The 22,102-nt window shown below is 30.2% G+C and carries 23 protein-coding genes; 10 read left to right on the forward strand and 13 right to left on the reverse strand.

The genetic code is table 11. From position 1 onward, the window contains the following. Window positions 1-18: 18 nt before the first annotated feature. The 7 genes from AWN65_RS12230 (at window position 19) to murI (ending at window position 7,583) form a co-directional block, all read left to right on the forward strand. Window positions 19-903: an NAD kinase gene (locus AWN65_RS12230; protein WP_060383421.1), complete on the forward strand. Its 885-nt coding sequence runs from the start codon at window positions 19-21 to the stop codon at window positions 901-903. A gap of 125 nt (window positions 904-1,028) precedes the next feature. Beyond that, window positions 1,029-1,712 carry a type IX secretion system protein PorG gene (gene porG / locus AWN65_RS12235; RefSeq protein ID WP_060383422.1) on the forward strand — a complete coding sequence of 228 codons (684 nt, stop codon included), beginning with the start codon at window positions 1,029-1,031 and terminating at the stop codon, window positions 1,710-1,712. Next, window positions 1,712-2,452, forward strand: coding sequence for an isoprenyl transferase (locus AWN65_RS12240; protein WP_060383423.1), 741 nt, complete (start codon window positions 1,712-1,714; stop codon window positions 2,450-2,452). Before porG ends, AWN65_RS12240 begins: the two co-directional genes overlap by 1 nt. Continuing rightward, window positions 2,385-5,117 carry an outer membrane protein assembly factor BamA gene (gene bamA / locus AWN65_RS12245; RefSeq protein WP_060383424.1) on the forward strand — a complete coding sequence of 911 codons (2,733 nt, stop codon included), beginning with the start codon at window positions 2,385-2,387 and terminating at the stop codon, window positions 5,115-5,117. The genes AWN65_RS12240 and bamA overlap by 68 nt, the downstream gene beginning before the upstream one ends. A 70-nt stretch (window positions 5,118-5,187) precedes the next feature. Next, window positions 5,188-6,207: an OmpH family outer membrane protein gene (locus AWN65_RS12250; protein ID WP_060383425.1), complete on the forward strand. Its 1,020-nt coding sequence runs from the start codon at window positions 5,188-5,190 to the stop codon at window positions 6,205-6,207. Window positions 6,208-6,234: 27 nt separating this feature from the next. After that, entirely contained in the window at window positions 6,235-6,732 is a 498-nt protein-coding gene (locus tag AWN65_RS12255) for an OmpH family outer membrane protein (RefSeq protein ID WP_060383426.1), read from the forward strand. A 71-nt stretch (window positions 6,733-6,803) separates the two neighbouring features. After that, on the forward strand, window positions 6,804-7,583 hold the full coding sequence (gene murI / locus AWN65_RS12260) for a glutamate racemase (protein WP_060383427.1): 780 nt from the start codon (window positions 6,804-6,806) through the stop codon (window positions 7,581-7,583). A gap of 2 nt (window positions 7,584-7,585) precedes the next feature. Here murI and AWN65_RS12265 read toward each other — a convergent pair whose 3' ends face one another. Together AWN65_RS12265 and AWN65_RS12270 are read right to left on the reverse strand one after the other, a co-directional pair. Continuing rightward, window positions 7,586-8,098 (reverse strand): gamma carbonic anhydrase family protein, encoded by a 513-nt coding sequence (locus AWN65_RS12265; protein ID WP_060383428.1) that lies wholly within the window; start codon window positions 8,096-8,098, stop codon window positions 7,586-7,588. Between the two features lie 175 nt (window positions 8,099-8,273). Continuing rightward, on the reverse strand, window positions 8,274-9,260 hold the full coding sequence (locus tag AWN65_RS12270) for a PorP/SprF family type IX secretion system membrane protein (protein ID WP_060383429.1): 987 nt from the start codon (window positions 9,258-9,260) through the stop codon (window positions 8,274-8,276). 191 nt (window positions 9,261-9,451) lie between these two features. Between AWN65_RS12270 and AWN65_RS12275 the strand changes: the two genes are divergently transcribed. Next, on the forward strand, window positions 9,452-10,345 hold the full coding sequence (locus tag AWN65_RS12275; protein ID WP_060383430.1) for a NifU family protein: 894 nt from the start codon (window positions 9,452-9,454) through the stop codon (window positions 10,343-10,345). A gap of 441 nt (window positions 10,346-10,786) precedes the next feature. After that, window positions 10,787-11,542 (forward strand): mechanosensitive ion channel family protein, encoded by a 756-nt coding sequence (locus AWN65_RS12280; protein WP_060383431.1) that lies wholly within the window; start codon window positions 10,787-10,789, stop codon window positions 11,540-11,542. A 171-nt stretch (window positions 11,543-11,713) separates the two neighbouring features. On the opposite strand, the gene tsaB is transcribed toward AWN65_RS12280, so the two are convergent. The 3 genes from tsaB to AWN65_RS12295 all read right to left on the reverse strand — a co-directional run bounded on the left by tsaB (window position 11,714) and on the right by AWN65_RS12295 (window position 15,328). Continuing rightward, the gene (gene tsaB / locus AWN65_RS12285) at window positions 11,714-12,376 is read right to left on the reverse strand and encodes a tRNA (adenosine(37)-N6)-threonylcarbamoyltransferase complex dimerization subunit type 1 TsaB (protein ID WP_060383432.1); all 663 of its coding nucleotides are present in this window, start codon (window positions 12,374-12,376) and stop codon (window positions 11,714-11,716) included. A 133-nt stretch (window positions 12,377-12,509) separates the two neighbouring features. Next, on the reverse strand, window positions 12,510-13,823 hold the full coding sequence (locus AWN65_RS12290) for an efflux RND transporter periplasmic adaptor subunit (RefSeq protein ID WP_060383433.1): 1,314 nt from the start codon (window positions 13,821-13,823) through the stop codon (window positions 12,510-12,512). 77 nt (window positions 13,824-13,900) lie between these two features. Continuing rightward, window positions 13,901-15,328, reverse strand: a complete 1,428-nt coding sequence (locus AWN65_RS12295) for a TolC family protein (protein WP_060383434.1) — start codon at window positions 15,326-15,328, stop codon at window positions 13,901-13,903. A gap of 108 nt (window positions 15,329-15,436) precedes the next feature. Here AWN65_RS12295 and AWN65_RS12300 point away from each other — a divergent pair, with 108 nt between their 5' ends. Further along, window positions 15,437-16,834 (forward strand): DUF4403 family protein, encoded by a 1,398-nt coding sequence (locus AWN65_RS12300; protein WP_060383435.1) that lies wholly within the window; start codon window positions 15,437-15,439, stop codon window positions 16,832-16,834. Between the two features lie 31 nt (window positions 16,835-16,865). On the opposite strand, the gene AWN65_RS12305 is transcribed toward AWN65_RS12300, so the two are convergent. From AWN65_RS12305 to cyoE, 8 genes are all read right to left on the reverse strand, one after another. Beyond that, on the reverse strand, window positions 16,866-17,114 hold the full coding sequence (locus AWN65_RS12305) for a hypothetical protein (RefSeq protein ID WP_060383436.1): 249 nt from the start codon (window positions 17,112-17,114) through the stop codon (window positions 16,866-16,868). Beyond that, on the reverse strand, window positions 17,104-17,643 hold the full coding sequence (locus tag AWN65_RS12310; RefSeq protein ID WP_060383437.1) for a DUF420 domain-containing protein: 540 nt from the start codon (window positions 17,641-17,643) through the stop codon (window positions 17,104-17,106). Before AWN65_RS12310 ends, AWN65_RS12305 begins: the two co-directional genes overlap by 11 nt. A 28-nt stretch (window positions 17,644-17,671) precedes the next feature. Next, window positions 17,672-18,355 (reverse strand): SCO family protein, encoded by a 684-nt coding sequence (locus AWN65_RS12315; protein WP_060383438.1) that lies wholly within the window; start codon window positions 18,353-18,355, stop codon window positions 17,672-17,674. Window positions 18,356-18,372: 17 nt separating this feature from the next. Next, entirely contained in the window at window positions 18,373-19,047 is a 675-nt protein-coding gene (locus AWN65_RS12320; RefSeq protein ID WP_060383439.1) for a hypothetical protein, read from the reverse strand. A 75-nt stretch (window positions 19,048-19,122) separates the two neighbouring features. After that, entirely contained in the window at window positions 19,123-19,473 is a 351-nt protein-coding gene (locus AWN65_RS12325; protein ID WP_060383440.1) for a cytochrome C oxidase subunit IV family protein, read from the reverse strand. Window positions 19,474-19,489: 16 nt separating this feature from the next. Then, window positions 19,490-20,467 carry a cytochrome c oxidase subunit 3 gene (locus AWN65_RS12330; protein WP_060383896.1) on the reverse strand — a complete coding sequence of 326 codons (978 nt, stop codon included), beginning with the start codon at window positions 20,465-20,467 and terminating at the stop codon, window positions 19,490-19,492. A gap of 43 nt (window positions 20,468-20,510) precedes the next feature. Then, window positions 20,511-21,089: a cytochrome c oxidase subunit 3 gene (locus AWN65_RS12335; protein WP_060383441.1), complete on the reverse strand. Its 579-nt coding sequence runs from the start codon at window positions 21,087-21,089 to the stop codon at window positions 20,511-20,513. After that, the gene (cyoE, locus tag AWN65_RS12340; RefSeq protein ID WP_060383442.1) at window positions 21,089-21,976 is read right to left on the reverse strand and encodes a heme o synthase; all 888 of its coding nucleotides are present in this window, start codon (window positions 21,974-21,976) and stop codon (window positions 21,089-21,091) included. Before cyoE ends, AWN65_RS12335 begins: the two co-directional genes overlap by 1 nt. Window positions 21,977-22,102 lie beyond the last annotated feature (126 nt).

Below are 22,102 nucleotides of genomic sequence, written 5' to 3' on the forward strand. Positions count from 1 at the left end.
GATAGAAACAATACTAATATGAAAGTAGCCATCTACGGTCAATATTACCAAAATACAACCGCACCTATTATAGAAAGGTTAATCCTTTTTTTAAAAACAAATGCCATAACATTCACCATTGAGGCTAACTTTTTAAAAATCCTCCAAGATCATCAAATAACCATGAACTGTGTCGAAACTTTTAGTACACATAGTGATTTAGACAATTCTTATCAAATGGTATTAAGTGTAGGTGGAGATGGAACTTTTCTTAGAGCTGCTACATTTGTAAGAGATTCTGAAATTCCTATACTGGGAATAAATGCAGGCAGACTCGGTTTTTTAGCCAATGTACAACAAGAAAACATTGAAAAATTCCTAACACTTGTATTAGAAAAAAAATACACCATATCAGAACGAACACTTCTTAGTGTAACTTGTTCTCCTGAATTGAGTTCATTAGACAATATAAATTTTGCCATGAACGAGATTACCGTAAATCGTAAAGACACGACCTCTATGATAACCATAGAAACTTATTTAAATGATGAATATTTAACCTCTTATTGGGCCGATGGATTAATCATATCTACTCCTACTGGTTCTACTGGTTATTCGTTAAGTTGTGGTGGTCCTATTCTAACCCCCGAAACAGAGAGCTTTGTTATTACCCCCATTGCGCCACATAATTTAAATGCTCGTCCTATGGTTATCCCTGATTCTACAATTTTAAAATTAAAAGTAACAGGTCGAGAAGAAAACTATTTAGTTTCGTTAGATTCTAGAATTAGTTCTGTAAAAAATGAAAGTATTTTAACCATAAAAAAAACGCCGTTTAAAATAAAAATGGTAGAAATAACAGAAGAAACCTTCTTAAAGACTCTACGAAAAAAATTATTATTTGGTGAAGACAGAAGAAATTAAATTATAGAATACTAGCCAACAAACTTTTTCGTTTAGGAAGAAACAAGTTTACAAATTAAAACCAACTAATTAACAATTCACTTTGTGGAGTGTTCATAATTACTATATTTGCAACCTATTATAAAATGAAAAAGTTAACACACATTCTCCTATTTATTTTGACTATCAGTCAGAACCACGCTCAATTACACGAAATCGGTGTTTTTGGAGGGGGTAGTAACTATGTGGGTGATATTGGAAGTACTTATTTTATATCTCCAAAAGACCCAGCCTTTGGTCTTATTTATAAATGGAACAAAAGTAAAAGACATGCTTGGCGATTTTCTGCTATGACTAGTAGTATTAGTGATGAGGATTCTAGATCAGATCATACAGCAAGAAAAGAGAGAGGATATTCTTTTCAAAATAAAATTTCAGAATTATCTGCTGGTTTAGAATTTAATTTTTTTGATTTCAACCTTCACGAAAACAATTTTATCATTACTCCTTACATACATTCTGGGTTAAGTTATTTTAATTATAAAAATCTATATTTTAAAGATAACATAGCAACCTCTAAACAAAGTTCTTGGGCATTTGCAATACCCATGACGATAGGTATAAAAATGAAAATAACCAACAAAATAATATTGGGTTTAGAAACTCGTTTTAACTATACATTTATTGATGATTTAGACGGTAGTTTACCAAAAGATAACACACTAAAAAATCTTTCTTTTGGAAACACCAACAGCAATGATTGGTATACTTTTACAGGAGCTACTCTAACCTATACTTTCGGACAAAATCCTTGTTATTGTAAGAATTAATGAACTTGATAGACAAAATAAACAAAAACACTCTACCCCAACATCTTGCCATTATCATGGACGGAAATGGACGCTGGGCGAAACAAAAGGGAATGCTACGTGTTTTAGGACATGAAAACGGCACAAAATCTGTGCGCACTACCGTAGAAACTTGTGTTAAATTAGGAATCAAAAACCTCACACTCTATACCTTTTCTACTGAAAATTGGAATCGCCCAAAATTAGAGGTAGAAACACTCATGAAAATACTAATTTCTTCCCTAAAAAAAGAATTAGATACTTTCACTAAAAACAACATCAAATTAAACAGTATAGGTAATTTAGAATTGCTTCCTAACAACGTACGAAAAGAATTATTAGAAGTAATTGAAAAAACAAAAAATAACAACCAAATGACCTTAACTTTAGCATTAAGTTATGGTTCAAGAGAAGAAATCTTAAATGCTGTTAAAAAAATATCCGATAAAGTTAAAAATAATATAATTTCAATTGAGAATATTGACGAATCAATTTTTAATAATCATCTTTACACACATGATTTACCAGAAGTAGATTTAGTCATACGAACAAGTGGCGAACATAGAATCAGTAATTTTTTACTTTGGCAAATAGCGTATGCTGAATTTTACTTTACTGATGTTTTATGGCCTGATTTTAGTGAAAAAGATTTATATGAAGCCCTCATTAGCTATCAAAAAAGAGAACGTAGATTTGGAAAAACAAGTGAGCAAGTCAAATAATTTTACACAAGTTAAAAGAAGCATAAAATTTATGCTTCTGATTGCATTTACAAGCATTGCTATAAACGCGCAAGCACAAGAAAGATTAACTATTGAAAATGGCAAGTCTTATGTACTCAAAAAAGTAAATGTAACAGGTAAAGTTACCTATAACGAACAAACTATTGTCACGTTTGCAGGTCTTACGAAAGGACAACCTATTACAGTTCCTGGAGAAGAAATTAGTAATTCCATCAAAAAACTATGGAAACTAGGATTATACAATAATGTTAACTTCTATGTAGATAAGATTGAAGGCGATAGTATTTCTTTAGAATTAAATCTAAACGAATTACCTAAACTCAGCAATGTTAAAATTGTTGGTGTTAAAAAAAGCGCAAAAGAATCTTTAATCAAAGACAATGGTCTTACTAATGACAAAATTGTAAATGAAAACCTGCTAACAACAACTAAATATTATATTGAAAACAAATATAAAAAAGAAGGTTACTACAACACAAAGGTAAACATAAGCACTTTTGAAGATACTACTACCATAAATCACGTAAACATGGTAGTAAACATAGATAGAGGGAAAAAAGTAAGAATAAAAGATATTGAATTAGTTGGCAATGATGAAGTAAAAAAAGGCATATTACTCCGTTCAATGAAAGATACACGTCATTTAAGTCTTATGAATTTCCTAAAACTAAAATCAATGAAATTCAAAAGAGATAAATATAAAGACGATTTAAATTTATTAATTGACAAATACAAAGAAAATGGTTATCGAGATGCAAGAATAAAATCAGATACCGTTGTATATGATCCAAAATCAAATAAAGTTAAAATTAAAATTAACCTAGAAGAAGGTAAGAAATATTATTTTGGCAATATTAATTTCACAGGAAACACTGTTTATAACGACCAATTATTATCAAAATATCTAGGAATAGAAAAAGGAGATGTCTACAATAGTGTTTTATTAGATAAAAGAATTGCTGACAAAACACAACCTGATGGAGAAGATATAACGAACTTGTATCAAAACAACGGCTATCTATTTTCAAACATTAACCCTATAGAAGTTAAAACAGAAAACAATCAAATCGACCTAGATATAAGAATTGTAGAAGGACCATTAGCCTATTTCAATAAAATATCAGTCGTAGGTAATGACAAAACAAATGACAAAGTAATTTACCGTGAATTAAGAACAAAACCAGGAGAAGTTTACAGCAAAGAAAATTTAGTAAGAACTATTCGTGAAATTGGTCAATTAGGTTTTTTTGATGCAGAAGCTATTAAACCTGATTTTGAAAATGTAGACCCAGCAGGTGGCACCGTAGACATTAAATACCACGTTGCCGAAAAAGGAGCAAGTCAAATTGAATTACAAGGTGGTTATGGCGGCGGTGGATTCATAGGTACTTTAGGATTATCATTTAATAATTTTGCTTTAAGCAATATTTTCAAAAAAAACGCTTACAAACCACTTCCTATGGGAGATGGACAAAAATTATCTTTACGTCTACAAGCCAGCTCTTATTTTCAAACTTATAGCTTTTCATTTGCAGAGCCTTGGTTCGGTGGTAAAAAGCCTGTTCAATTTTCAGGTTCATTATCATATAGTAAACAATTTTCAAATAATTTCACAAATAATAGCGTAGACAGATCAAGAAGTTTTAACATTTTCACGGCATCTATAGGTATAGCTAAAAGATTACAGTTTCCAGATGATTACTTCGTCCTTTCTCAAGGTATTAGCTACCAACATTATGATTTAAATAATTACAACATCGGATTATTTACATTTGGTAATGGAACATCAAGAAACCTTTCCTATACAATTGGATTAACTCGAAACAATAAGGGAGTAAACCCTATCTTCCCTACGTATGGTTCTGAATTTAGCATAACAGCTAAACTTACCCCTCCTTATTCTTATTTTAATGGAGTAGATTATCAAAACCTAGGAAATCTTCCTGAAAACAAATTATATGCAACAAACTCATCTGAAACATATAATGCAGGAGACCCCTTGATTAACAATAATGGCGTATTAACTAAAGCCAATTCTATTGAAGAAGCCTCAGCTGATCCTTCTAAAGTAGACCAACAAAAATTTAACTGGCTTGAATATTATAAAATCAAGGTAAAAGCTGAATGGTTTTCTAAAATATATGAAAAGCTAACACTTCGTACTTTAGGAGAGTTTGGTTTTATGGGAGCTTATAACAATAAACGAGGACTAGTACCTTTTGAACGTTTTTATCTGGGTGGTGATGGCTTAGCTAATTTTGCAATGGATGGTAGAGAGACCATTCAATTAAGAGGTTATCCTAATAATTCATTAACACCAACCATTACACAAGGCGAAAGAGCGGGGCAACAAATAGGCGGTACAGCATTTAACAAATTTTCATTAGAATTACGTTATCCTATTACACTAAAACAAACAGCATCTATATATATGATGGCTTTTGTAGAAGGAGGAGCCGCTTTTGAAGGATTTAAATCATATAATCCTTTTGCCATAAAACGCTCCGCAGGTGTTGGTCTAAGAGTTTTTATGCCTGCATTTGGACTTTTAGGAATTGACTTTGCACATGGATTTGATTCTATAAATCCTGGTGGACCAAAATCAGGTTGGCAAACACATTTTATCATAGGACAACAATTTTAATTATATTTGACGTTATATTTGATATAACGTCAAATAATAAGCTCTTACAGCTTATCAAAATTTAAAATATATGAAAAGACTCTTCTTAGTATTAGGTTTATTTACCATAACTAATATAATAGCACAAACAAAAACAGGGCTTAAAATTGGTTATATAGATATGGAATATATCCTTGAAAACACACCTGATTATAAAGAAGCATCCTCTCAACTGGAAGAAAAAGCTCAAAAGTGGAAACAAGACATTGAAAGTAAAAAAAACGCAATCAATAAACTCAAAGAAGCATTAAAAAATGAAAATGCCTTATTAACTAAAGAGTTAATTAAAGAAAGAGAAGAAGAAATTAAATTTCAAGAAAATCAGTTATTAGACTATCAACAAAAACGATTTGGATCAAGAGGCGATTTAGCATTACAAAAAGAAGCTATTTTAAAACCTGTACAAGATCAAGTTTTTAACGCAGTTCAAGATTTAGCAGAAAAAAAACAATATGACTATATTTTTGACAAATCTTCTGCACAAATGACAATGCTTTTTTCTGCTAAAAAATTTGACATTAGTGACTTAGTAGTTCGAGTTATAACCAGAGCTGAAAAAAGAGAAGAACTAAGTAAAAAACAACAAAAAGCCTTAGAAGAAAAGGAATCAAAAGAAGACGAACTTGCCGAAAACACAAATTTAGCGGAACGAAAAAAAATATTAGATGAAAAAAAATCTCGTCGCGAACAAATATTAGAAGCTAGACGATTAGAAACAGAAAAGAAAAGAAAAGACTACGAAGAAAAAAGAAAAAAACAATTAGAAGAACAAGAAATAAAGAAAACTGGCACAACAATTGAAACCTTAAAAAATAATGGATCGCAAAACAATACAAGTGATCAATCCATTCATTTTAACAAAAAAGAAGATAAAAAAATAAATCAAGATTCTATCCGAATTGCTCGAGAAACAGCAAGACAAGAATTAATAGAAAAAAATAAAAAAGCACTTGAAGAAAGGAAAAAAGCTTTAGAAGAAAGAAGGAAAAAAATTCTTGAAGAAAAAGAAACACAACGTAAAACACAAGAAGAAAAAAAGAGTACTAATTAATTTTTAACTATACTAAATACTTAGATGATGAAACAATTGAAATCTTTATTAATTGCGACTGTGATGTTTTTAGGAATCAGCGGAATGAATGCGCAATCAAAAACAGCTCATATTGATGTTCAGCAATTACTTTCAAAAATGCCCGAAATGACTACTGCTAAAGCACAGTTAGAAACGTTAAGCAAAACTTTAGACGCAGAGTATTCAAAAATGGTAACTGAATACCAAACTAAAATGAAAAAATACGAAAGCGAAGCTCAAACAGCTGGTGATGCTGAAAACGAAAAGAGAGCAAAAGAAATGCAAGACATGGGACAAAGAATCCAACAATATCGTGATAATGCTCAAAAGCAAATTTCTGACAAAGAAACAGAAATCGTAAAACCTATCATGGAAAAAGCTAAAGCTGCTGTAATCAAAGTAGCTCGTGCTAAAGGTTTCCAATATGTAATGGATTCTTCAGCTTTGATATTAGCAGACGGACCTAATTTATTTGAAGATGTAAAAAAAGAATTAAAATTCTAATTTTATAAAAATAAACCTTTAAAAACTGCCTTGTTATTTTACTCAAGGCAGTTTTTTTTTATTTTTGTTTTATGATAAATACACAACCTATAGGCTTCTTTGATTCAGGAATCGGTGGTACTTCAATATGGAAAGAAGTACATTCTTTACTACCTAACGAAAACACTATTTATCTAGCAGATAGTAAAAATGCTCCTTATGGAAAAAAAACAAAAAAAGAAATTATAAATTTATGCTTCAAAAATGTTGATTTTTTACTCCAAAAGAATTGCAAACTAATCGTTGTAGCTTGTAATACCGCCACTACTAATGCAATAAAAGAAATGCGAGCTAAATACAATATTCCTTTTATAGGTATTGAACCTGCTATAAAACCGGCGGCAACTCTTAGCGAAACCAAGACCATTGGAATTTTAGCTACAAAAGGCACTTTAAATAGCGAACTTTTTATTCGTCAGTTAGAAAACTATACGAATATCAAAATTATGGAACAAGTAGGCCATGGCTTAGTTGAACTTATAGAAGAAGGCAAAATTCAATCAGAAGAAATGAAAATACTTCTAATTTCTTATTTAACCCCAATGATTGAAGCAGGAATAGATTATTTGGTATTAGGCTGTAGCCACTATCCTTATTTAATTCCTGAAATAAAAAAAATAATCCCTAATTCAATCAAAATTATTGATTCAGGATTAGCTGTTGCTAGACAAACTCAATCTATCTTAGAACAACACCAAATAGTCAATACTGAAGAAAAAAAAGGCACCACTATCTTTTACTCAAACAGTGATGCACGCGTTCTAAAATCAATACTAGGATTTGATAAAAATGTTTTAGAATTAAACTTTTGACATTACTCCTTAAACCAACTCGAATACATAACATAATTATTAGAAATACGTTCAATCTCACCAGCAAAATTACTCTGATCAATATCTTTTACTTTTTTAGCTGGGATTCCTGCATAAATAGTTCCTGATTCTACGATTGTATTTTGCGTTACTACAGAGCCTGCTGCTACAATTGAATTACTTTCAATAACACAACCATCCATAACAATAGCTCCCATACCTATTAACACATTATCTTTTACAGTACAACCGTGTACAATAGCTTTGTGACCAATAGAAACATTATTCCCAATTTCTGTAGGATGTTTCAAATAAGTACAGTGTATTATAGCTCCATCTTGAACATTAACTTTATCACCCATTCTAATTGAGTGTACGTCTCCCCGGACTACAGCATTAAACCATACGCTACATTCTTTCCCAAAAGTTACATCACCTACGATAGTAGCATTTTCGGCAACATAACAATCTTCAGGAATTAAAGGGGTTTTACCATTAACTGTTTTTATTAACATATTTTATAGAGATAAAAAGGGGGTATCTGAAAAATCAAAACTCAACGTCTAGTCATCTATTGAATGAAAGGAGAAGCAACATTATCAGCAGATTGATTTGCTTAGTCTGTTCACTTCATTCTAGCTTCCTTTTCATAAAAATAACAAGATTGTGATCTTTTCGAAAACATCCTCATTAATTTACAGAAGGACAATTACAATCATATTTCTCACGTTTACAGCCAAAATTATAACCTAAAGTTAACTGATGGAAACCTCCTTTATCAAATTTTACATCTCCTATAATATAGCTATAATTATAGGCTAACATGAAATTCTTATAATGAGCTCCTACAATAGGTGTAATGTACTGTAAACGTTGTTTTTCTACTGTTTCATTGTTTATATATTGTGTACCATCAAAACTATTTCTATAAGACAAACCTGCCCAAAGTTTTCCAAAATTCATATTTTTATAAACCTTTCCATTTAAGTCTAAGATTCTTTCTTTTGTTAACTCAGTGTATTGAAACAGAATAGAAGGCTCGTATAATATTCGGTCACGATTGCCTAAAATATAACCCAAATTAAGAACATATTTTCTTAAATTACTTGATTCAACATCTGTATAAATATTTCTACTTTTAAAAATTGCATTTTTTACAGTAGCATGTATATAAAAATCAAGAAAATTATAAGATGCTCCAAAATCTACATTATAATAAGCCGCGCTTTGCACTCCCCCACCAATAATGGGATCAAAAGTAGTTCCGAATTCTGTTTCGTCTAATTGCAATTGATTAACCCCTACATTTACACCAAATGAGAGACGATTTAAATCTATATCATTTCTAGAAAATAAAATATGATGTGCATAAGTAGCTTTAAAACCTCTATTTGAATGATTTCCATTACGATCATTAAACAAGATAAGTCCCACACCTGATTTACCATCTTGATCTACGCTTCCATTAACACTTAACGTCTGCAAAGCAGGTGCTTTGTTGTTTCCAAACCATTGTTGTCTTCCTGTAGCTCTAATTTTCACACAATTGGCAGCTCCAGCCATCGAAGGATGTATCAGATAATAATTATCCGTTAAATAATCGGAATATACAGGTATATCCACCTGACTATACAAAGACAAACTTATGAATGTCAATACAAGTGATAAGTAGTTCATTTTTACTTTAGATATGAGTTTTCAAAGTTAAACTATTTTAAAATATTGAAAAATAATAATCCGATACAATTCCTTCTAATTCATTAAATTTATTACAACTTTCAGTAATAATTCTTATTATTCAACTTCTTTCTTAAATTTGCATATCCAAAATTTTTCCTTCATTGGAAAATAAATTATACTTTATACACATGAAACTAATTACTATAAAAGAAACTTCTAATCCTTCAATTTTAAAATTTGAATTTTCTTATTTTATTTGTCCCAATCAGAGTTTTGAATTCAAAAACGTAGATGAATGTGCGGATTCTCCTTTAGCTAAGCAATTATTTTATTTACCTTTTGTAAAAACTGTTTACATATCAGGAAATTTTATTGCAATAGAAAAATTTAGCATAGTAGAATGGGATGATGTAAAGCATGATGTTTCTGAACAACTTGAAAATTATGTTAATGCAGGAGGTCCTGTTATTATTGAAAAAGAAATTAAAAAAATTGCCGTAACGGTTTATGCTGAAAGCACTCCTAATCCTTCTGTAATGAAGTTTGTAGCAAGTAGAATGCTTACAAAACAAATTGTAGAATGTAAAAACATAGATGAAACAGCAGCTTCTCCTTTAGCAAAAGCGTTATTCAAATTCCCTTATGTAAAAGAAATTTTTATTGACGAAAATTATGTTTCTATCACAAAATATGCGGTAAGTGAATGGCAAGAGGTTACAAATGAATTACGAACTTTTATTAAGGAGTTTATAGAAAATGGAAATATAGCTGTAGATGAAACAAAAATTATTGTTTCACAACAACAGGAGAAGCAACAATTAGTAAATTTTGACAATTTAGATGTTACTTCTCAAAAAATCATCAATATAATTGAAGAATATATAAAACCTGCTGTAGCTTCAGATGGTGGAAATATACTATTTGACTCCTATAATGAAGAAGATAAAAAAGTAAAAGTAATTCTTCAAGGAGCTTGTAGTGGCTGTCCTTCTTCTACTTTTACTCTAAAAAATGGTATTGAAAATATGCTTAAAGAAATGCTTCATGATCAGGAAATAACAGTTGAGGCTCTTAACGCATAATTTTATTTTTAATTATCAAAGATAAAAGATTTCAGAAACTCTAAATAATCAAAAAAATCTATAAAAAACGATTTATCATTTCCTATAAATTCAACTTTTAGCATTTCATTCTGAATCAAGAGGATGTTCTAAAAGTTTGTAATCTTACTATTTAAACGAAAGAAGAGATCACATAGTACTAGTATAATGTGATTTCTCCCTTTCGTCAAAAAAATAACATAACCGTTAAGTTACTACTTTTTTAGAGACTTGCTTGATTTTTATTTTTCAAAAAATAATGACAGTAAATTAAAACCTTTTGATTTTGTAAAAATCATCTAAAAACAAAGTTTTCATTAAAGACAACAAAAAACTCGTTTAGTGAAACTTATTTTTAATACATATTAAAGGGGTTTTAGTTTTTATTTTATATATCTAAATTTGTAATTAAACACTTAAAAAATGATTAATATAGACACTCTAGAAACCGCAAAAGAATATATCATTACCTACTCTATTAATATATTGACTGCGGGTTTAATTTTTATCGTTGGAATATGGCTTTCTAAGTTTATCACAAAGACAACAAAAAAAATACTGATTAGTCGTAACATAGAAATTACACTTGTTGAATTTTTAGAAGATTTAATTTATTGGACTATAAGAGGGTTAGTTTTTATAGCCGTTATATCTAAATTAGGAGTAGAAACTTCTTCTTTCGTTGCTATTTTAGGAGCTGCTGGATTAGCTGTAGGTCTATCCTTACAAGGATCTCTTTCTAATTTTTCTGGAGGCATCCTCATTATTTTATTTAAACCTTTTAAAGTCGGAGATAAAATAGAAGTACAAGGAGAAATTGGTAAGGTTGAGGATATTCATATTTTTTCTACTAAGCTTACAACTGGAAACAATCAGGTTGTTTATATACCAAATGGTATGCTTTCGAATGGTAAAATAAAAAACCATTCTCAAAAAAACACTTCAAGAAATGACTTTACTTTTACTTTTCCAATAGATCAAAATATTAAAATATCAAGATCAAAATTAGAAACATTAGTCCAAAATCACCCGTTAATATTAAAAGATCCTAAACCAGAAATTTTCATAGCGAATATAGAACTTGAATCATTTAGCCTTTTAACTCGTGTTTGGACACAAAACAGCGATGGAGTGGCTGTTAAATCTGACTTATTGAATTCACTTTATGATTCATTATAGCAATGCGGGTGTTTAAGGAGTCGTAACTTAATGTTTAAAAGCATTTCTACGATAGAGAGAAGTACATATCAGCACTATCTGCCCCTTTCTCTTATTTACTCCGAGGACTTCTCCCCTTGGTCTAAAAGCAAGATTCCATCCTTTTAAAACACCCTCATCGTCCTTTACTTATCATTTTGTATTCAACATAAACTCTTTTAAATAAAAAGGTTCAAAATATGCTACATCTACAAATTCTTTAATTAAAAATTTTTGATATGCAATTTCTATCATTTCTTTTGAGGATGGAAAAACGATTTGATCGTGATAAATAAATTGACTTGTATTGAGTATTTCTTTGCATTTAGATGCACCATCTCCTAAAAGATGTATTTTTTCTGAATATTCAGAAAATATATGCGGTTCTATAATTTGAGATTCTACTTTTCGTTGTAATTCATGATTTCTAGAAAAAACAGCGGTATAACATTCCATACGCCTAGCATCTATCATAGGAATAATAACGCCTTCTAAATTCTTTATTTGTCTCGCCAATATTACTAACGTATCTATTGCTATTAGTGGGATATTTAAAGTATAACATATACCTTTAGCTGCAGAAACCCCAATTCTAAGACCTGTATAAGACCCTGGTCCTTGACTAACAGCTACTGCATCTAAATGATTTATGGTTATTTGAACTTCGTTTAAAATTTCTTCTATAAACACATGTAATTTTTCTGCATGTGTATATCCTAGTTCTGCAATTTCGCGAATTGCAACTAACTTTCCATCTTTAGCTAAGGCTACAGAACAATTACGAGTGGCCGTTTCTACATGTAAAATATAAGTCATAGGTAAGTATATATAGGACAAAAGTACAACAATCATAAAAAAACAGGATTGATTCATCTAAAAAAATGGCTCAATCCCGTCAAACAGCAAACTATTTTTAAAAAATTTTACTCCTTATTTGATAAAATTTACTTTATTGATTTTCCTTTATCTTTTTATCTCCTGAGGTTTTTTTTATTTTGTCCCCTGGGTTTAATTCTTTTGTAACGGTAGTATAAGGTCCTGTAATAATAACTTCTCCTTTTTTTAATCCAGAAAGCACTTCTATATAGTTATCATCTTGAATTCCTGTAGTTATAATTTTCAGGCGTACCTTATCTCCTTTTTTTACAAATACACATTCATAGCGTTTTTGTTCTTTTAGTGGTTTTTCTTCCTTTATTTCAAAATCATCTTCTTCATTTTCTAGATATGCTTTTCTTGAGGACGTTGTATCTGTACGCATGACTACAGCACTTATAGGAATTGCCACTACTTTTTCTTTTTGAGTCGTAATAATATCAACTGTAGCGGTCATACCAGGACGAAAAGGAGCGTAGTTATCTGATTTTCCTTTCATTAATTCGGCATAAGATTCTTTTAATATTTTTACCTTTACTTTAAAATTAGTTACTTGATCTGCTGAAGTTGTCAAATTAGCTGAATTAGAAATACTGGTTACAATTCCTTTAAAAGTCTTTTTAAGATAGGCATCTACTTGAACATTAGCTTGGTCTCCTATTTCAATCTTTACTATGTCATTTTCATTAACATCTACTTCTACCTCCATATTATGAAGATTGGCTACACGCATTAACTCTGTTCCTGTCATTTGTTGTGTTCCTAATACACGTTCGCCTAGTTCAACGGCTAATTTAGAAACGGTACCTGACATAGGAGCGTAAATAGTAGATTTACGCAAGCTTTCTCTTGATTCATTAACTGTGGCTGTAGCACTTTCTACATTAAAATAAGCTGCTTGTTTAGCTGCTTTCGCTCCTTCAAAAACAGCCAAAGATTTATCCCATTCAGCTCCCGATATGATTCCTTTTTCATATAATTTTTTATTACGTTCATAACTAGCTTTAGCTTCTTTATATTGTGCTTCTATTTGCGATAAATTAGCTTTTGTATTAGAAAGTCCAGCTTGAGTACGATTAACTCCTTGTAAATATAATTGAGGATTTACCTTTGCTAATAAATCTCCTTTTTGAACCATTTGTCCTTCTTTAACAGGCAATTCTATTATTTCACCTGAAATTTCGGATGAAATCTTAACTTCTGTTTCGGGCTTAATTTTACCTGTAGCTGATACCGTTTCTATAATGGTTCTTTCTGTAACTTCTTGCCATTGAACTTCAACTATAGAGCTGTCATTCCCTAATATACCTTTTTTTCTCAACCCTATTAGTCCTATTACTAAAACTATAATTACACCAATAAGTATATATTTTGTTTTTCTTTTCATTTGGTTTAGTTATTTAATATTCAAGAAAATAGCTTTTTATTTAAGGTTAACTAGTTTTTTCAGAAGTACTCTTTTTTTTAAAAAATAGGAATACCAAAATAGAATTCTAAAATTTTTGTCCTAAAAATATAATCATACTTGGTTCTTAGAGCATCTGATTGTGCATTTATTAATTGTGTTTGTGATTGATTATAATCAAACACATTCATTAATCCTACTTCATAACGTTCTTTTGCATAATCAACTGCTTTTTGTCTTGCTTCTAAAACAATCAAAGATGCCTCGTGAGCTTTTTGAGCTCCTCTTGTATCTGTATAAGCTGTATAAACGGTACGCTCAAGATCTAATTTTTGTTGTTCTAGTGCTAATTTAGTTTTTTGAAAGAGAACTTTAGATCGATTTAGATTATTCTTTACGGCAAAACCGTTAAAAATAGGAATACTCAATTGTAGTCCAAAACTATGTCCTTTATTATCATTTATTTGTTGAAAAAAAGGATTGGCATTTCCTAACACAGGAACTGTATTAATTGAGGAAACTAAATCACCTGTTGATTGTACAAAGCCTATTTTTTTAGTTGGATTTTGCGAATCTATTTCAAATCCTTTGATTGTTTTTGCATAAGAAACACGGGTATTTAAATTATAAAACCCTTGCAAACTGGGCTGATACGCACCTTTAGCAATAGCAATATCTTTTTTCGCAATTTCTAAATTTGTTTGTGCTAATTTTAATTCAACACGGGTTACTAGAGCCTTATTGAAAATAACATTTGGGGTTTCTGCTAAAACGGCACTCAATGTAGCTTCAACTTGGCTTTCGGCAATATCAAAAGTATCATATTCTTTGATTTGTAATAATTGAGCTAAACTTAATTTTGAAATTAACAACGCGTTTTCTGCACTAACTACTCTTTGATTATTTGTAGCAATTGTAGCATTTATATCTAGTAAATCACCTTTAGGAACTACACCTACACTGACTAATTCTGTAATTCGCTTTTTTTGTTCAATACTAGAAGATAATTGTTCTTTTTGTACTTTCAAACTTTCTTTATTAAACAAAACTTGTAAATAAGCGTTTATCACGTTCAAAGAAATATCTTCCTTAATTTTAACCAACTGATATTCTGACGCTATTTTTGAAAGGTTTGCTTTTCTAAATTGGTTTTGATTTTGTAATCCTTTATAAATATCTACACCTAGTGTTATCCCTACTGAAGTAAATTGGTTTGTTTGATTTTCTAACAATCCTGTTGTTATATTCTGATTTAATCCTATATTCCAAGAATGTGATAAATTTCCATTAACAGAAGGTGAAAATCTAGCCATTGCATTTTTTTTATTTATTGTTGCTACATCCACATCTAAAGAGGATTGTTGTATCGCAATATTATTTATCAATGCGTAATTTACACATTCTTTCAAGGTCCATTTTTTATCCTGCCCCTTAACAGTCAACCCTATGAATATTAAAAAGATAAGTATATAGGATGTTTTTTTCATATTTTAGTTTCTTCCTTTCTTTCGTTACGAAATATTAGACTATCAAACAATCTCTTTGTTACAATCTCTTTAAAAATAATTTTACTTTTGTAATAAAATCATTATAACATGAAAAAAATTTCCTCTTTATTTTTCGCCATAGTCATCAATTTTTTATTAAGTAATTGCTCCTCAACTCAAAAAATAGAATTAATGCAACCAGAACCAGACAAAGCTTTACCTGTAAACTACCCCACACATTCCTCTTACATTAATTTTCCTATTCAGCTAACAGTAAAAGATATAGAAAATCAAACTAATAAAGCTTTGACAGGACTGATCTATGAAGATAACAATTTAGATGATGATAAAATAATGATTAAAATTTGGAAAAATGCTCCAATCATCATGAACGAAAAAGATCAAAAACTCCAAACTATTGTACCTTTAAAAATTTGGGCAAAAATAAAATACGGAACTTCTGTATTAGGGATAGACCTTTATGACACACGCGAATTTAACTTAAATGCAACAGTAAGCTTATTAAGTAATATTAATCTAATTAATTGGCAAGTAAACACCCAAACTCAATTAGAAAATATTAACTGGAATGAAAGTCCAACAGTAAGTATAGCCGGTAAAGATGTAAAAATAACTTATCTGATTAATCCTACATTAAATTATTTTAAAAACAAAATAGAAAAAAGCTTAGATGACGCTATTAGTAAATCATTAGATTTTAAAAAACAGATTTCTGATCTGATGCAAAAAGTAAGTACCCCAATAGAGATGAATAAGAACTATGAAACTTGGTTACGCATAAATCCACAAGAGATTCATTCAACTCAAGCTGTTCTAAAAGAAAATAAAATCAGCTTGGATGTTGGTTTAAAATGTCAAATAGAATCTTTAGTTGGACAAAAGCCACAAAACATATTTAACAAAAACAGCTTTATATTTAAATCTGCACAACAATTACCTAATAAAATAACAGCCTCATTAGTAGCATTATCAACCTATAATGACGCATCAAGGTTAATAAACAATAACTTTAAAGGAAAAGAATTCGGTTCTGGAAATCGAAAAATAAGCATCCAAAATGTTGCTATTTGGCATAAACAAGGAAAAATGATCATTGCACTTGATCTTCTAGGGAGTCTAAACGGACGTATTTATTTAGCTGGTTTTCCAAAATATGATACAGAAAGAAAAGAGTTTTATTTTGACGATTTAGACTATGCTTTAGAAACTAAAAACAAACTTATCAAAACGGCTAATTGGCTTTTTCAGAGTGCTATCATACAAAAGCTAAAAGCTAATTGTAGGTATTCTATTGCTACTAATCTAGAAGAAGGAAAAAAAAGTATTATACAATACCTAAATAATTACTCTCCTATGCAAGGTATATATATTAATGGAAAATTAACTCATATTGATTTTGATAAAGTACAGCTTACTAATGAGTCTATTTTAGGTTTTTTAACCATTACAGGTAATTTGAAAGTGGAAGTAAATGGTTTACAGTAAACAGTGTTTTAAAAGAAGAGTTAGCCTGTAACTAACTCTTCTTTTTTTTATACATTTTATAAACATAATAACCTGCGAAACCAACCAAAATATAAGGAATTGCCATGAGGTAAACAATACCGTCATTTATTGCTTCTCCTTGTGCTACGTCTCCTGTACTTTCTAAGGATGCGCGACACATTGCACATTGCGCTTTAAATGTTATAGGAAATAAAACATGAGCTATAAAGAACAAAATATTTTTTATTCTTATATTTTTATCTTTTATTCTAACTAACATAATATGGAGAAATCATTAGATATACAATAACACCTGTTACTGCTACATAAAGCCATAAGGGAAATGCCCATTTAGCAATTATTTTATGACGATCAAAATTTCCAGCTAATGCCCTTACGTATGTTATCAAAACAATTGGAATGATTGCTATTGAAAGTGCAATATGTGTAATTAAAATAAAAAAGTAGATTGATCTCATGATCCCAACACCACCATAGGGTGTTGACTCCGCGGTCATGTGATAAGCTACATACATTCCTAAAAAGGCTACAGAACAAATTATGGCTAACTTCATTAATTTTTCATGTAAGGTTTGGTTTCCTTTTTTTATAGACACCACTGAGCAAACTAAAAGTATAGCTGTTAAACCATTAATTGTGGCATAAATTGGAGGTAGAAAAGTTAAAGGCTTTACATCAAATCCAAAATCTTTTAATTTAACTTTAAACAACAAAGCTACCACTAAAGGAATAGCAACCGATAAAATGGTAATCCATACATTGTATTTCTTTTCTATATTATTTTCCATATTATTTATTATTCAAATTATGCTATATTTATTCTGCTAACAATTTTGATATATCTTGTTTAATTTGTTTAATTCCTTCTGGTTTTAACCCATCATAATAGACTATAGGATTACCATAGTTGTCTTTACGACATCTTATTTTCCCTTCTTTATCTATTAAAGCAAACATCCCCGAATGTTCAAAACCTCCACTTACTTTTTTATTTTGTCCTACATATAAATTAAATCCTTTTTGAGCTAAATTGTATATTTTGTCTTGATCTCCTGTCAAAAAATGCCAATTCATTCCTTTTAAATTCAATCTTTCCGCATGATCTTTCAAAACTTTTTGAGTATCTGTTTCAGGATTAATAGTAATAGAAGCAATTCCAAAATTAGCATTGGAAGCAAAACTATCTTGTATTAGTTTCATATTACGATTCATAATAGGACAAATAGTAGGACAAGTGGTAAAGAAAAACTCTACAACAAAAACTTTTCCTTTATAGGTTTCATTTGAAATTGTCTTTCCCTCTTGATTCTCTAAAGAAAATTTAGGTGCGGAACCCACTGTAAACAGATCACTTTTACCAACTCCTTGATCGACTATTGTACTCAAACGATCTCCTTTTACGACTTCCCCTTCTTTAATTCTTTTTATAATCTTTGGAATAAAAATAATTCCAAAAACTAAAACAATAAAACTAATCCCTATGTATGATTTATTCTTCATAACTAATTATTATAATCTTATTTTTTTTCGTGTAAACGAAAATCTTCTTTATTCTTGTTTCTTTTTAGAGCTAAACGATACTCTCTTAAAAGAATTTTAATATCGTCCATCATTTCATTATGTAAATCAGCAGCAGAAGTAGTATTATAACTTTCACGATATTCTTCTATTCCTTCTTTATTTTTCCCTATACGTCCTCTGTGATTAATATCTTTATCTAAAATAAATACTTCTGAAGTTGCACAATCATTATTTAGCTTACCTCTAAGTTTAAATGAATCATAGTAAGTTTGAATCTCCGATTTAGATGCAAAAACAATATGATAACCTGACATATTTTCTGTAAATCCTTTTAATTTATCAAACAGTTCTTTAACTTGATTTTGACTTCCATCAACAGCTAAAAAGACTACTTGAAAATCTTTAAACCCAACATATTTATCATAAATTTTTTGATTAAAATTAAAAATATTCCCTTGCACACTCTTAATATCACTTCCTAAAAACCCTATAACTGTTATTTTGCCCTTTAATGTTACGTTCTTTTTTTCTAAACTTTTCCAATTAGGTAAATCAAGATTATTTTTTGAAATAGTAGGCAAAAACAGTTGATTATGTGTAGCCGAGGCAAAAATCAAGTAAATAATAATTGGTAAGACCAATAATATTATAAGTATTATTTTTTTCTTCATAAAAGGAATTTTGTGAGTATACAAAAATAAAAAAATCCCGACGCAAATCGGGATTCTTTATGAATTAATATGTTGTTAAAAATTCCACTTTATGGTCGAATTTTTGAACACCCCAAATACATAATCAGCCTCAACTAATAAGATAAAAACTAAATATATGATTAAGAATACTAATGGTGCTACTATAGACCAACGTAAAGAAGAAACTTCTCCTTCAAGGTGCATGAATGACCACATAATTCCGTATGCTTTAGCTACTGTTAAGATAATGAAAATCCAATTAAGTAAATTCGTACCTAAAACATTTGTAAAATAAAGTGAATGAGGTTTATAAATACCCAAAACAACTTCTATAATTGTTATAACAGAAAGTATTCCAAAAACTTTCCAAATTTTTCCCGCGTTCGATTCGTGTGCGTGTCCCATAATCTTACTTTTTTTATTATACTAAGTAGAAGAATGTAAATACAAACACCCAAACTAAATCTACGAAGTGCCAGTATAAACCTACTTTTTCAACCATTTCATAACTTCCTCTTCTTTCATAAGTACCTAAAAGTACATTAAAGAATATAATGATGTTGATAATAACACCTGAAAATACGTGGAAACCGTGGAATCCAGTAATGAAGAAGAAGAAATCAGCAAACAATTTATTTCCGTACTCGTTTTGCTTTAAATTAGCACCTTCAACTACTGACTTAGCCCCTTCTAACCTTTTTAAAGACTCTTCACGAGTTAAAACAATTTTTTGTTTAGTTTCTGGATTTACTTTTTCAGAACGAATTAATAAATTTTGATTTGCTTTAAATCCTTCTACTACTTCTGCAACCGACACAGAAGTCAGAGCTGATTCGCTCACAAACCACAAACCTTTATTACTTGTGTGTTGTGTTCTTTCTTCTGGTAACTGCAATGCAAACTCATGCAAAGCTACACGTTTGCCATCTTTATCAACAAATTGCAAAATAGACCCGCCTTTAGTTTCTATTGCACCATATTCTCCTTTGATAAAATTTTTCCATTCCCAAGCTTGAGAGCCAACGAATATAAAACCTCCAACAATGGTAAGAAACATATAGATTGCTACTTTATCTTTTTTCATTTGGTGACCTGCATCAACAGCTAATACCATAGTTACAGATGAAAAAATTAAGATAAAAGTCATCAATGCTACATAATACATTGGAGCAGGCACTCCATGCATAAATGGGAAGTGAGTAAACACTTCATCGGCCAAAGGCCAAGTTTCGATAAATTTAAATCTTGAAAAACCGTAAGAAGCAAGGAATCCAGAGAAAGTTAAAGCATCCGAAACGATGAAGAACCACATCATCATTTTACCATAGCTTGCTTTCATAGGCTCGTTTCCGCCGCCCCAAACTTTACCTTCAGTACTTGTAGTAACTGTCGTTGCCATAGAATTCATTTTAAAAAGTTGTCAAATTTACATTTTTTATTTTTTATACGAAATATAAAAACAGAAACAAATATACCCAAAGAAAATCTAAAAAGTGCCAAAACATCGCACCAAGCTCTATTCCAGAGGTTTGAGTAGAATTATATTTTTGTTTATAATGATTATAAATTATAATTAATAGTGAAATTACACCTGCAAAAAGGTGAACTAAATGCAACAACGTTAACATATAAAGGAAAGAAGTAGTTACCGTACTTTCGCTACCTGTAAAATAATATCCCATTGCTACAATTTGGCTAAACCCTGTAAACTGCAAAAACACAAACACTAGTCCTAAAACCAAAGTTAAACCCAAGTATAAAGACACCTTAGCACGATTATCTTTTCGTATAGCTAATTTCGCCAAATGAATTGTTACACTACTTAAAATAATTACAACAGTACTAATCATAAAAGCAGGAGGCAATACCATATCATGTACCCAATCCTTACGAGAAGCACTAACTAAATAAGCACTAGTAAGACCCGCAAACATCATAAACATACTTAGCATCCCAAACAACAGGATTAATTTATAAGAGCGAACTTTTTTTTGTTTTTCTTCTTGTATGGTAATTTCCATTATCTTAAAAATTTATCTAAAACATATACTATTTGCAATAGTGAGATATAGGTTACACTCACCAACATTAAACTCTTAGCAGCTTTTGGCGTTTGTTGTTGATACAATTTGACTGCGTATAAAAGCATCCACCCCCCCATAGCCAATACTAACAAAGCTGACAAATCAGACAAGTATAATTGTCCTGTATAACCAAAACTTGGCAAAACAGAAGCAACTACCAACCAAATTGTATACAAAATAATTTGCATGGCGGTTGACTTATCACGACTACCTGTTGGCAACATAAAGAAACCACCTTTTTCATAATCATCAAACAAAAACCATCCTATAGACCAAAAATGAGGAAATTGCCAAAAAAACTGAATTAAAAACAATGTTCCTGCCTCGATACCAAACTCATTAGTAGCTGCAACCCAACCCAACATAAAAGGAATTGCTCCTGGAAACGCTCCCACAAAAACAGACAAAGGAGTCTTTGTTTTCATAGGCGTATACATGCTTGTATATAAAAAAATAGAAACAGCACCAAACATAGCTGATTTCTCATTAATATTATACAAAACAACAACTCCTAAAACTGCCAAGATAGTTGCTATAAAAAAAGCTTTTTTTACAGACATCCTTCCTGAAGGAATAGGTCTATTTTTAGTACGATCCATCAAAATATCTAAATCTTTCTCTATAATTTGATTGTAAGCATTAGAAGCTCCCACCATACAGTAGCCTCCTATTGCCAACATAACAAGAGTAATCATTGTACTTTGATTAATTTCTTCTACCCCAAGCATAAAACCAGCTAAAGAAGAAAAAACAACACTCACAGCCAAACCTGCTTTTGTTATTTCTTTAAAATCAAGTAAAAAAGTTTTTAATGATAAAGACATCTTATGAGTAGTACTCAAAATAAAAATTTTAAAAATCGCGACAAAGATACATTTTAGTTTAGAAGTATAAAAATCTAATCAAGTTTAATTACAAAGAAATCTAATTAACTTTATCTTTATTTATTT

Source organism: Flavobacterium covae, from assembly GCF_001534645.1.
Taxonomy (GTDB): domain Bacteria; phylum Bacteroidota; class Bacteroidia; order Flavobacteriales; family Flavobacteriaceae; genus Flavobacterium; species Flavobacterium covae.